This window comes from Paraflavitalea sp. (assembly GCF_059502485.1).
Map to the genome: position 1 here is coordinate 2,170,026 of NZ_JCACET010000008.1, position 11,989 is coordinate 2,182,014.

Annotated in this window: 12 protein-coding genes; 10 read left to right on the forward strand and 2 right to left on the reverse strand. The window is 45.9% G+C overall.

Annotated features, from left to right (window positions below; translation table 11 throughout):
- Window positions 1-51: 51 nt before the first annotated feature.
- The 6 genes from AC5JBY_RS11310 (at window position 52) to AC5JBY_RS11335 (ending at window position 7,507) form a co-directional block, all read left to right on the forward strand.
- Window positions 52-1,212: a tetratricopeptide repeat protein gene (locus tag AC5JBY_RS11310; protein WP_495904695.1), complete on the forward strand. Its 1,161-nt coding sequence runs from the start codon at window positions 52-54 to the stop codon at window positions 1,210-1,212.
- 206 nt (window positions 1,213-1,418) lie between these two features.
- Window positions 1,419-2,897 carry a hypothetical protein gene (locus AC5JBY_RS11315; RefSeq protein ID WP_495904696.1) on the forward strand — a complete coding sequence of 493 codons (1,479 nt, stop codon included), beginning with the start codon at window positions 1,419-1,421 and terminating at the stop codon, window positions 2,895-2,897.
- Between the two features lie 279 nt (window positions 2,898-3,176).
- Complete coding sequence (locus AC5JBY_RS11320; protein ID WP_495904697.1) at window positions 3,177-4,514, forward strand: alkaline phosphatase family protein; 1,338 nt, start codon at window positions 3,177-3,179, stop codon at window positions 4,512-4,514.
- A 435-nt stretch (window positions 4,515-4,949) separates the two neighbouring features.
- Window positions 4,950-5,642 carry a sulfite oxidase-like oxidoreductase gene (locus AC5JBY_RS11325; protein WP_495904698.1) on the forward strand — a complete coding sequence of 231 codons (693 nt, stop codon included), beginning with the start codon at window positions 4,950-4,952 and terminating at the stop codon, window positions 5,640-5,642.
- A 305-nt stretch (window positions 5,643-5,947) separates the two neighbouring features.
- Entirely contained in the window at window positions 5,948-6,796 is an 849-nt protein-coding gene (locus AC5JBY_RS11330) for a sensor histidine kinase (RefSeq protein ID WP_495904699.1), read from the forward strand.
- A 33-nt stretch (window positions 6,797-6,829) separates the two neighbouring features.
- Window positions 6,830-7,507, forward strand: coding sequence for an FAD-binding oxidoreductase (locus AC5JBY_RS11335; protein WP_495904700.1), 678 nt, complete (start codon window positions 6,830-6,832; stop codon window positions 7,505-7,507).
- Here the strand turns inward: AC5JBY_RS11335 and AC5JBY_RS11340 are convergent.
- Window positions 7,504-7,800, reverse strand: coding sequence for a hypothetical protein (locus AC5JBY_RS11340; protein WP_495904701.1), 297 nt, complete (start codon window positions 7,798-7,800; stop codon window positions 7,504-7,506). The two genes, AC5JBY_RS11335 and AC5JBY_RS11340, sit on opposite strands and share 4 nt — an antisense overlap.
- Window positions 7,801-8,054: 254 nt before the next feature.
- On the opposite strand from AC5JBY_RS11340, the gene AC5JBY_RS11345 reads away from it, so the two are divergent.
- Window positions 8,055-8,273 (forward strand): helix-turn-helix domain-containing protein, encoded by a 219-nt coding sequence (locus AC5JBY_RS11345; RefSeq protein ID WP_495904702.1) that lies wholly within the window; start codon window positions 8,055-8,057, stop codon window positions 8,271-8,273.
- On the opposite strand, the gene AC5JBY_RS11350 is transcribed toward AC5JBY_RS11345, so the two are convergent.
- Window positions 8,274-8,783: a hypothetical protein gene (locus AC5JBY_RS11350; RefSeq protein WP_495904703.1), complete on the reverse strand. Its 510-nt coding sequence runs from the start codon at window positions 8,781-8,783 to the stop codon at window positions 8,274-8,276.
- 111 nt (window positions 8,784-8,894) lie between these two features.
- Between AC5JBY_RS11350 and AC5JBY_RS11355 the strand changes: the two genes are divergently transcribed.
- The 3 genes from AC5JBY_RS11355 (at window position 8,895) to AC5JBY_RS11365 (ending at window position 11,516) form a co-directional block, all read left to right on the forward strand.
- Entirely contained in the window at window positions 8,895-9,161 is a 267-nt protein-coding gene (locus AC5JBY_RS11355) for a hypothetical protein (protein WP_495904704.1), read from the forward strand.
- 1,124 nt (window positions 9,162-10,285) lie between these two features.
- Complete coding sequence (locus AC5JBY_RS11360; RefSeq protein ID WP_495904705.1) at window positions 10,286-11,128, forward strand: sigma-70 family RNA polymerase sigma factor; 843 nt, start codon at window positions 10,286-10,288, stop codon at window positions 11,126-11,128.
- A gap of 82 nt (window positions 11,129-11,210) precedes the next feature.
- Window positions 11,211-11,516 (forward strand): hypothetical protein, encoded by a 306-nt coding sequence (locus AC5JBY_RS11365; RefSeq protein WP_495904706.1) that lies wholly within the window; start codon window positions 11,211-11,213, stop codon window positions 11,514-11,516.
- Window positions 11,517-11,989 lie beyond the last annotated feature (473 nt).

The following is an 11,989-nucleotide window of genomic DNA, read 5'->3' on the forward strand; positions in this document are numbered from 1 at the left end:
CATCCGCATCTCACCCAGTCTAAAGCGGTTTATTAACCCAGCAACAGAAATATGAATAAACCATTACTATCCTTTGCGATCAGTTTCCTGTTCGTGTTCATAGCTGCTGCGCAGCCTCCGGCGCCCGATAAAAACAAAGTACTCGACATGCTGCAGGAACAGCAGTACGAAGCAGCTATCAACTACCTGCAGCCTGCCATTGGCATCGACTCCTCCAACACACAAGCCCTGCGACTCCTGAGCTATGCATATTATATGAGTGAAGATATGCTCCATGCACAACGTTGCTTTCTGAAACTACATAGCCTCGAGCCCGATAACATCACCGCCAATCATTACCTCGCTTCCATCTACTACAACCGCGATCCCGATCTGTCCATGAGCTTTCTGGCTCGCCTCATCCGGCTACAGCCTGCCAACGCCAACTACTACCGTGGACTGGGCGAACAACTTAGCAGGGCGAAGATGAAAGACTCCGCATTGCAGTACCTGAGCCAGGCATACAAGCTGGCGCCCGGCGATTTTAAGAACACCGTAGCATGGGCAGAAACATTGATAGATCTTAAAGACTATGCTAAAGCAGATAGCTTGCTCGAAATAGGATTGACACGCGATTCGATGAACGCTTCACTGCTCAAATCACGAATCAGAAGTGCCTATGATGCCAAAGACTATAAAAGTATTCCGGCATATGGAGAAAGATTGATCAGCCAGCAGGAGTTGGGCTTGAGTGTTCTTACCAAAGTAGTCTTAGGATATTACAACCTGCAGCAATATGAAAACTGTGTACGCGTATGCGAATACATGCTGAGTATGGAATTACAGGTCGAAGCCGTGTATTACTACGAAGCAAAAGCATTGGCCAAACTAAAACAATACGATAGGAGCAACGAACTATTGGAAATATGCCTCGATAAAGCCATCTCTAAAAATGGAGAAATGTACTACTTCACTTTGGGTGAAAACTATGAAGCTGTCAAACAATACAAAAAAGCAGTAGCCTCCTACGACACAGCATTCTATTTATACAAAAGCCCGATCGCTTTATACAACTGTGGTCGCATCTATGAAGTAGAACTCAAGAACGAGCCACTCGCACGCAAGTACTTTACCCAATACCTCGCCCTCGCAAAACCCATCGAAGCCGACGAGAAAAAAGCCTACGCCTACGTCAAAGAAAGATGGGGCAAAAAGAAAATAATAAAAAAATAAAATTGACAACAACCAGCGCTAATACAGTCATAATTCCATCAATCATTGCTAAATAAAACTATAACGCGCTAAATTCGGTCATGCATAACCCGGTAGAATAGTCTATAATAATAACAGTTCATAATATGTTTTGTCAGCAACTTAAAATGTCTCTAACTTAGGTTGCAATATACCGTTAACAATTTCCTTGTTAAACCAAAACATTTATGAAAAACAGAAAGACTGCCATCACCATCCTGGCATTACTTGCCATTGTAACCATCGTCACACTCTGCAATCCCGGCCCACCTAAAACCGAAGGCAACGACGGAACAGGTATCACACCCGTCGAACTTCCATCAACAATTCCAGGGCTCAACGGCTTTCACTTCCCCGAAGATTCCAGTGCTATTTACAGTTGGTTGAACAATACCAGCATGCCCAACAACTATGACTCCGCAAGCGTATACCAACACGTATGGGGCATCTGGGCAGGGCTCACTCAACCTTCCGGACAAGTATACCAGGGCGATTCATTATTGATATTCGAAACCTGGTTAGGCATCACAGATATAAGAAACCTTATCCTTTCCGGAGGAAGTGGATGCGGAAGTACGGCCGTTAAAAAAACGCGTGCCCAGCTCCATGTACCCCATCAGTTCGAACACGGTTCCGATCCGGTCAGGCTTGCAGCTTTAAGAAAAGTGCAAGGCAATGCCATCAGCAACCCGGTAGATTTTTGGGTCACCGTTGCTTACGATCCTAATGCAGCCTGCTATGCGACCAACAACCAGATACTCAAAAGATCTGTAGTAGAGAAATACCGCGTCAAAGGAGGCATAGGTTCGATACCTAAATTCCCTCAAAAAGCGGTCACTATAAAACCTACTTACTTCGTAGGCGAACAAAAAGATGGATTGATTAGAATACCTGTATGGCCCGGCCCGCCACCCACACTGCAGGCTTATGGATTCAATGTCTGGAAAACGATAGTCTATGCAGATGTAAACAACAAGCAACAACCCAATAAAAAAGTAATACCGGCAGATACGAGCGATACAGATCCCGTACGCATTGCTGCAGCCACCTGCAACCTGAGCGACTTCATCAACTTCAAGATCGATTCGGCAATGGCAGCCTACATGAATGCGTCCGACAGCACAGAAGGACTTACCACAGCACAGGCTGGGCAAGTAGCCATATTGGTAGCGATGCACGTAACCACCAAAGAGATCAGCAACTGGACATGGCAGTCCTACTATTGGGATCCCAATCCCGATATGCCTTTTGAGCCCAGTTCCAAACTCGCAGCAAAGCTGAGACCTGCACTACTTAGAGGAGCAGCTGCACACTACGCGGCAACCAGCGCTTATGCCATGGTACTACCGAACCAGCCCATTGTAGGAGGGACCAACAAAGGCGCAATACCAATGCTCGGGTACAACCCTTACCTCGAAGCTGGGTTTGCTGGCCTGGGACCGATCACCGATAAAAATGTAGACTTCAATATACCCAGTTTGCTGATAGCGGGACCACCCTTTGGAGTACAAACCAATTGCATGACCTGTCACAGCCTTGCCACCATGGAAAGCCTGATTGGTTACTCCTCCGATCAATATATCAGCATGGATTCATCCATCTTCAAAGACAAAATACAAATAGACTTCGCCTGGTCGATCCAGGGTAACCTCATTCAGGATAAATAACCCACACTGTCACCCTGAGCTTGTCGAAGGGTTTTCAAAAGGTGGGTCGCCCTCAAAACTTGTCCCGCTCTGCGGGAGGGCGACTCACCTTTTTTGTATTCAGTCGCCAGCCTCTGGCTGGTGACGGGTATTTCAAAGCCTCTGGCTTTGTCCGCGGATGTGCTACATTCAAAAGGAGCCCCAGCTCCAACAAACGATTGCGTTAATTTATCGTAAACAATGCCATCCCAGGTTCGTATAGAATAAATTGCAGGCTTTTCTACAACCGAACCACGAACAATGAAGAAATACTTACTAATAGCTTGCGCAGCCTTGTTAACCAGTTACACCTATGCACAACAAGCCAAATATGTAGTCCTGGTAACCATTGATGGATTCCGCCCCGACTTCTACATGGACCCATCCTGGGGCACGCCCAACCTGCGTAAGATGAAAGACAGTGGCGTATGTGCACGTGGCGTCAACAGCGTTTTTCCTTCCGTTACTTATCCCAACCATACTACCATCATCACAGGCGTTCCGCCTGCTAAACATGGCGTTTATTACAATGCACCCTTTGAGCCAAAAGGAGCCAGCGGCCTGTGGTACTTTACTTACGATTCCATTAAAGTACCTACGCTGTTCGATGTAGTACGCAAGGCAGGAAAAAAATCAGCCAACGTGATATGGCCCGTATCAGTAGGCGCACCGATCGATTACAATGTACCCGATATCTGGTCACCCAAATTGAAGACAGATCGACGCGAGATCACAGGAGCCAACACAACGCCCGCAGGATTGTGGAAAGAGATACAGGAAAAAGCCACCGGAACATTAGAAGCGGCCGACTTCAATATGGTGGGCGAAGAACTCATCATGGATGAAAACGTGGCCCGCATGGGAGCCTACATCATCAAAACATACAAGCCGGCATTCACAACCCTTCACCTTGCTTGCACCGATCATTATGAACACGAGCAGGGTAGGGAAGGACACCTCGTAAGAAAAGCAGTGGCTGGTGCCGATAGAGGATTGGGGACGATCATCGAAGCGTTGGAGCGCGCAGGCATCATGGACAGCACAGTCATCATCGTCACCGGCGATCATGGATTTGTCGATATCAAAACCTCCTTCCAGCCAAATGTATTGCTGGCGCAGCAAGGATTGATTAAAGACATTAAGAAAGACGATTGGAAAGCCCAGTTCCATACTTCTGGCGGATCAGCCTTTCTGCACCTCAAAGACAAGAGCGATCAGCAAACACTCAACCAGGTACGCCAGCTCCTCAACAACCTGCCGACAGAACAAAAGAAGCTGTTCAAAATAATAGAGCGTAAACAATTAGATGAAATAGGCGCCGATCCCAATGCAGCCCTTGCCATCACAGCATTGAACAATGCTACGATTGGCGGCGGTACAACTGGCGCTATCGTGAAGCCAGCCAAAGGCGGCACCCATGGCTTTTACCCCGACTTTAAAGAGATCCAAACCGGCTTTGTAGCCTTTGGCCCCGGTCTGGCAAAAGGAACCATCATCAACGAAATGAACCTCACCGACATAGCGCCCATCATTGCACAATTATTAGGCTTGGAGTTCACACCCTCCAAAGTCCCCGCCGGAATATTGAAGAAGAACTAAGAAAACGCACCCAAAAAAGGAGACACCTTTTCAAAAGGTGCCTCCTTTTTATTGTCATTTCGAACCCTGCCATGCGTCCATGCCTTCACAGCCAGTGTACAGGGTGAGAAATCTGCTATCGACGCAAAAGAATCTCGAAGTAAACGCTTGTATGCTCTGCGAGGCTTGTAGCCTCGCAGTTTTATTACGGGGCTTGTGGCCCCATCGAAGCAAACGCCCTGCCGCGACCGAATTGCCCGGCCCTTCAGGGCCGGGTTAAAGATCAACCATCTTCCTTGGGCTTTAGCCCAATTCAAGCTCATCGAAGCAAACGCCTCTCGACTTGAACTCCTTGTACATCCTACGGCATTTCATGTCCCAATCATGCCAATACATCAACAAGAGAGATAACTCCCGGGAAATAGCAGTAAATTCATGAAGCAAAAATGGTCGTATATGGAAGAGTCCGACAAGCTAAAAAGAGTAGTAGAAGCGCGTATGAAACTAAAAGCCCGCTTCGAAGAAAAAATAAATACCACACCCTCAGTGGCCGATAACAAACCACTCGGCTCCGGCAAGCCAAACAGGCATGGAATGCCCGTGGTACCAATCGGACAAATCGTTACGCAAAAATGGCCGGTGCTCGATCTTGGCACCCAGCCCAATATCCCCCTGAGCGAATGGCGGCTCACCCTCGATGGAGAAGTGGAACATCCCGTCACCCTCACCTGGGAAGAATTCATGGACTTGCCACAAACCGACGATACCTCCGATTTTCATTGCGTCACTACCTGGTCCAAACTCGATATGAACTGGCGCGGCGTACGCTTGCTCGATCTTGCTGCTCTCGTGCAACCCAAAGAAACAGCCACCCACATACTCTGCTACGGGTACGATGATTACACCACCAATGTAGCCCTCGAAGAAGCGCTCAAGCCCGATGTGTTGCTGGCACACACGGTAGAAGGCAAGCCATTACCCAAAGAACATGGCGGACCGGTACGCATGATCACACCACAACTCTACGCCTGGAAAGGATCTAAGTGGATCAGCCGGATAGAGTTCCTCCCCCACAACGAATTAGGATTTTGGGAAGAGCGCGGATACTCCAGCACTGCCTACCCTTGGCGAAACGACCGTTACAGTTAGAATATCAACCAATATTCGAATTGACCGAAATCATTTAATCGGCACTTTTCGGCTTCTTGTTAACTTTATACCCCTGTAAGGCATACCCGTTGTATAAAAAGCGTGCTTTTACGTTTGTATGTATTGCGGCATACACTTATATTAGTGGTGCAAATCTCTCGGCCCTGCATTAGTATCACCTTCCTTTTTAAGTTATCCTACCCCTTTAACGAAAACACACGTCCCACATCCATGTCTGTGATTAATGCTTGCAACGCCTGCATTACCTGTTAACACACGAAGGAACTGTTAACTATTAAACACCTATGCCCGACAACGACATTATTAAGATCATCTATGCAGCCACCTATTTTGTCATCGCTGTAGCCTTCAGTATTGTACTGTTGATAAGATTTCTGAAAAGTACACGCAACAAGGCAGCGCGCAATCGACAAATAGCAGGCAGCGAAATAGAAGCCCAGCTTCTAAAGACACAGTTGGAATTGCAGGAGCAAACCCTCCAACACATCAGCCAGGAGATCCACGACAACATCGGACAGGCACTCACCTTCGTAAAGCTCAACATCAACACCATTGATCTTTACAAGGTAGAAGAAACACAAAGCAAGCTCGCCGAGTCGAAAGAGCTGATCACAAAAGCCATACAGGATTTGCGCAACGTAGCCAAAAGCCTCAATACAGACTTCATCAACGAAGTCGGCCTCGCAGCCTGCATACAATACCAGCTCCATTTCCTCGAAAAAACAGGATTATACACCACCCGTTTCCAGATGGCCGAAACATGGTGCAAAAGCCAGCCGGAGAAAGAGTTGGTGCTGTTCCGCGTAATACAGGAATTACTGAACAACATAGTGAAACATGCCGAAGCCTCGGTCATTGAAGTCAGGTTGGAATGCAACCCCGGCAAACTCCAGATCACTGTAAGCGATAATGGCAAAGGATTTCTACAACCCGTAGCAATCCTGGCCGATGGAAACAAAGGGCTGGGCCTTGGCAACATGAAAAAACGCATCGCCATCATACAAGGCAGCCTGCACATCGATAGCACCCTTGGGCAGGGTACCACGGCAACCATTGAGGTACCGGCCATAAACTACAATAGCCACAATACGGCAAATAAAAACAGTGATATATACAACTATTTGCCTGCGTAGCCCATATATCTTTGCCGGTATAAACACAAGATTATGGCTGCAGAAGAGCACATCGTTAAAATATTGGCCGCTGAATTCGTTACCCACAACGTGCGCCGGTTCACATTGGAAAAACCTGCCGGTTACAAATTCGAGCCCGGACAAGCCACGGAGCTAAGCATCAATAAACCCGAATGGAAAAACGAGCGCCGGCCATTCACCTTCACCAGCCTCAATGAGTGGGATCACCTCGAGTTCACTATAAAAATATACACCGATCACAACGGCGTCACCAACGAATTGGGCAAGCTGCAGCCCGGCGATGAATTACTGTTACATGATGTATGGGGAACCATCCACTATGCAGGCCCCGGCACCTTCATTGCTGGTGGAGCAGGCATTACACCTTTCATAGCTATTCTGCGCCAGCTGCACAAAACAGGCAAGCTCGATAATAATAAACTGATCTTTTCCAACCGCACGGAAAAAGACATCATCCTCAAAGATGAGTTTACAACTATGCTGGGCGATCGTTTCATCAACACCCTCACCAAGCAGAGCACGGCACAATATGACAACCGTAAAATAGATGCAACCTATCTCAAAGAAAAGGTGGGTGACTTCAACCAGTATTTCTACATCTGTGGTCCCGACGCCATGGTCGAAGAGCTCGAAGCAACCCTCCTCCAACTCGGCGCACCAAAAGAAAAAGTGATCCGGGAACAGTTCTAACCTTGGGGATTGCAGCTTTTGGTTTTCTTATCTTTTAGTATGAGGTATGCCGCTTCGGTCAGTGTTTCCATATGCTCATAAAGGAAAATCAGGTTACTGCGATCCCTGGCACTACTGAAAGCACGGTCACTGGTAAGCCCGGCCGTCAACCACTCCCAAAGCACTTCACGCACATCGTGTAGATGATACGTATCAAAGAAGTTATCTAATACCGATAGAGGATTTTCTTTCTGTTCTTTCGTAAGCCGCGCAAGCTCATTGGTTTTTGAAGATGTTGGATGACTCTTTTTCATGTATACTAATTTTGGAAAGTGAAACAATCCTTTAGCTATTAAAGACTATGTCTCTGTTTGCCAAAGAAAAACACAACGCCAAAACCAAAGCCTTTTCAGTTACTATGCATGCATTATTGAAGCGATTTAATCAAGTATCAATCTAATATACGAGCAGTCTATGGATTCAGTTTTATAAGACTGAATTATTCTAAAAGAAAGTTCACGTATTATCTTTAATAAAGATGGAACCTGAGAAGCTAACATACCAGTTAATGCGATTCGGCCAGCGAATGAAAGAGATTCGCAAATGCAAAGAATTGACTCTTCAGAACCTGGAGGCTGTTACAGGAATGCACAATAGTAAGATCAGCAAAATTGAAAACGGTCAGGTAAATGTTGAGTTTAATACCATTGCACGCCTGGCAGAAGCCTTAGGCGTAGAGATCATGGACCTCTTCGACTACGATGGCCCACTTCCTAAAAGCAAATAATTATTTTTTTTTCTTGTCGACGGAGCGATTGTTGGAAGTAGGGGCTTTAGTCACATCATTTGTAGTCGACTGTTTTTTAGCTACTTGCTCAAGATTGTCGAGAACTTCTTTAGTTCGTTGCTTATCTCCATTTACGGTATTACCTACAAGATATTCAGCCAATGCCTTTATATAAGAATCCCTTTCTTTATTTTCTGCACGGATAGTTTTTAATTCAGCAAGAACTTCGTGGATCTTACCATATTGAACTTCTCCTTCACGGGGAACTATTGAACTATCCAGGGAGTCATCAGTAGGGTAATTTACAGGCTCCTTATCAATTAAGTCCTTTTGGAACTTTTCCTCAATTGCTTTTATTACGTATGGGCTGGGAACTCTTTTCGAGTTCTCATTTCGAAGGGTTTCATAGGTATACTCTCCTCCCAACAGTTCAGCTACCCTCTTAATCGTGTAGCCTTTCCGCAGTTTAAGTTTATCGAGCAGTTCTCCTAATCTGTTCTTCCCTTTCAAAAAGAATGAAATAAAATTTTATAAAAAATGTCACTAAAAATTACAATCATGTCATATTTGACCTATATTTGTACTGGCTATTGTCACTTTTTAGACCAATAACCTTAGCCCATGAAGCTTACCACAATTGCTTTGTCCAAAGTCAATACCCCTGCGGTGCGGCACCAATTATCAGGCGTACTGCAACGCACGGAGCAAACCATCATCCGTTACATTCGCGCAAACGAACACAATGGACCACTCACTACCTTGGGAGCGATGGAGGTCATCACACAAATGACTGGACTAACTTACGAAGAAATACTTGAACGAGCGCCCGTTAGAACGATCGGCTTAGCGGAGAGCCAAAAAAAGCCGGTAAATACCGGCTTCGCGTAGGCGCAACACATCATACATACCAGTCCAGCGCGATCATTATACAAAACCTGTCCTAAGCAGGCGTATAATGTCTATCGCAATGCGAACACAGTGCAACACTCCAATAAGGCCCTGGAGAATTTTTTCGAAGCCTCCGGGCTTTTTTGTTGAGTTTATTTCCATATCTAATCCCCGGCAACTTTTAAAAGAGTTCTACACCCCCTGTTGCCAGCTTCTTGATTCATAACTGAGCAATACAATCCCACATCGAACTGTACCAATAGATGTATAATTCAATAGCACGCCCTCTATAGGAAGACGACACATACCTTTCAATATCACTTTTTGAAAAACCAGCGTAGTGCTGTAGAGAATGCTGCTATAACTTTTGTCACTAATGTAGAAAGGCCGAAGAAATAAAGGGAGGCCAAACTGATGCGCAATACTAATCATTAAATGGAAGACTACAAGAAATCTGATAAAGTCTTTTTTGACTTATTTTAAGCGGTTCTAAATAACGCTTGAACAATCACCCTTTGGCCATGATTTGTCAAAAAATATAGAACGCATAACAGGAACTTAGCCTCTCGGGTTTGCGCCAGAAGTGGGTTGAAAATTTGCCCCAACGTTGCAGAAAAACCCCTCAATGGAAACGATAAACCCGCTCGATAGATTTCGTAAATTACAAGTAGAGCTGTAAATCTGGCAGAGGTTATTGGGATCAAGAGGAGCTAATTGACCTGATCGCAGTGGTCCCAATAACCAGCGGTTAAACACCAGTCGCCACCCGGCCCCATTTGGCTAACACCCTTATCCGGACCTTTTCCGGAGGTTATCCGGACCTTATCCAGACTTTGTCCGGACCCTGCCCCTGATCCCCTCCATATCAGGCAAGTACCTGCCCCCAACCAGACACCCACCAGACTCGTCTTCCCCTACCATTCCCAGTATTCATCAGCCAAACCGATAATAAGCAAAGCTGCCAAACTGGCTCAGCCGCCCTTGCTTCATGATCGGGCTCTATCAAATCCGTCCTGTCACCATTTCCACGTAATCTTATCTAAATCCAACTTCTTCCGGGATTGTATCCACCATCTCGTCACGTTTTTCCCGGTAGCTTTGTCTACCCGGGATAATTAAAAGATATGGTTAAGGATTATCAACGTACACTGTTCTCCTACGCCTACAACATTTTGGGCTCCTCCGAAGATGCCAAAGATGCCATTCAGGACGTCATGACCCGCTACCTTGCCGGCCCCCCAAAAGAAATTGAGAACGAAAAGAACTACCTCATCAAAGGAGTCATCAACCAGTCCATCAACATCAAGAAGAAGAAACAGCGCATAGCCGGCGACCCCTTGTGGCTCCCCGAACCCGTAGCCACCGAAAATGCCGACGCCGGCATCAACCGCGACGAGATCATCAGCTACTCCATGCTGGTCCTGCTCGAAAACCTCAACCCAAGAGAGCGGGCCACATTCATCCTCAAAGAAGCCTACGACTATTCACACGAAGACATTGCCCAGGCCCTTTCCATTACCGTCGAAAACTCACGCAAGCTGCTTAGTCGTGCAAAGAGCAAATTAGCCTCGCCCGCAAAGCAGGTACAGGAAACATCCCTCGATACAAAAACTTACCTCGAAAATTACATCACCGTCATCAAGAGCGGTGATATGAAGTCGCTCGAAAAACTACTGGCACAGGAAGTCACTGTCATCACCGATGGAGGAGGAAAAGTCAGCATCGTCAAAGATCTTGTCGAAGGTTGGCAGGCCACAGCCGGGCTCATGTTCTATGCATACACCAACTATCAGCAACAAAGCACCGCGCGGTTGTCATTTGTCAATCACCAACCAGCCATCCTTTTCTACAGTGATGGAATACTCACCAACTGCCAGGTATCTGATATAAATCCCAATACACAAAAAATAGTACACATCTATTCCATGGTAGATCCCGATAAACTAAAAAATATCTACCCCGCATAAACCCTTGTCACGTTTTACATCGCTGCCGTGTTTATTAATGTAAATACACACACAGAAAATAAAACACGTAAAAACAAACGTTATGATCACCGTTAAAGTAACATACACAGTAAAAGACACATTTGTCGAGAAGAACAAAGAAAACATCAACACCTTTATCAAAGATTTCAAAACCCTTGGCGATGATTTCCGTTACACCGTATTGATCCAAAAAGACGGAAAGACCTTTGTGCATTTATCACAATACAAAAACGAAGCAATACAAAAACAACTCTTGGAAGTACCCTCCTTTAAAACCTTCCAGCAACACCGCGACGAAAGCGGCCTCGAATCAGAACCACAGATCGAAATCCTCAGCTTCGTTGCCTCTGCCCATGATGTATTTTAAGAATAGAATAGCCATCTCAAAAAAATAGTACGTTGTTAAACCTTAAGTGTCCTGCTGCCAATAATAAGTAATGAATGCTACACTTGAAGTGACTGGGAGCCTAAAGAAAATAAGGAAAGCTACACCTTGGAGAGGCGTGGCCCGTCAGGCCGCGCGGAGCGATCGGGCCTGACTTGATTTTTCTTTGGTTACTTTCTTTTCATCAAGGAAAAGAAAGTGACAGCCCCGCGCGAAAAGCGCGAAACCTTTGCGTAAGCATAAAAAGTCAAGGCAAAGAAAGTGACAACAAAGCCCTGCACGCCGTGCAAAAATGTAAAGCAAGAAAGTAAAGCGTCGAATGGCGACGCAAAAGCTTACTGCGCAAGTAAGCCGAAACAATCGAACACTGCCCGTATCAAAACCGTACACTATCCCATTAAAAGTAAATCATCAATCTCCTGACTCCTAATGAATTAGTAGTTTGGCATATTGCT

What these genes read in the sequence shown, in the direction of transcription:
- AC5JBY_RS11355 (WP_495904704.1), top strand. Translation starts at nt 8,895, where the DNA reads ATGAAGCTTACCACAATTGCTTTGTCCAAAGTCAATACCCCTGCGGTG.
- AC5JBY_RS11340 (WP_495904701.1), bottom strand. Translation starts at nt 7,800, where the DNA reads ATGAAAAAGAGTCATCCAACATCTTCAAAAACCAATGAGCTTGCGCGG.
- AC5JBY_RS11330 (WP_495904699.1), top strand. Translation starts at nt 5,948, where the DNA reads ATGCCCGACAACGACATTATTAAGATCATCTATGCAGCCACCTATTTT.
- AC5JBY_RS11335 (WP_495904700.1), top strand. Translation starts at nt 6,830, where the DNA reads ATGGCTGCAGAAGAGCACATCGTTAAAATATTGGCCGCTGAATTCGTT.
- AC5JBY_RS11365 (WP_495904706.1), top strand. Translation starts at nt 11,211, where the DNA reads ATGATCACCGTTAAAGTAACATACACAGTAAAAGACACATTTGTCGAG.
- AC5JBY_RS11310 (WP_495904695.1), top strand. Translation starts at nt 52, where the DNA reads ATGAATAAACCATTACTATCCTTTGCGATCAGTTTCCTGTTCGTGTTC.
- AC5JBY_RS11360 (WP_495904705.1), top strand. Translation starts at nt 10,286, where the DNA reads ATGGTTAAGGATTATCAACGTACACTGTTCTCCTACGCCTACAACATT.
- AC5JBY_RS11345 (WP_495904702.1), top strand. Translation starts at nt 8,055, where the DNA reads ATGCGATTCGGCCAGCGAATGAAAGAGATTCGCAAATGCAAAGAATTG.
- AC5JBY_RS11320 (WP_495904697.1), top strand. Translation starts at nt 3,177, where the DNA reads ATGAAGAAATACTTACTAATAGCTTGCGCAGCCTTGTTAACCAGTTAC.
- AC5JBY_RS11325 (WP_495904698.1), top strand. Translation starts at nt 4,950, where the DNA reads ATGGAAGAGTCCGACAAGCTAAAAAGAGTAGTAGAAGCGCGTATGAAA.
- AC5JBY_RS11315 (WP_495904696.1), top strand. Translation starts at nt 1,419, where the DNA reads ATGAAAAACAGAAAGACTGCCATCACCATCCTGGCATTACTTGCCATT.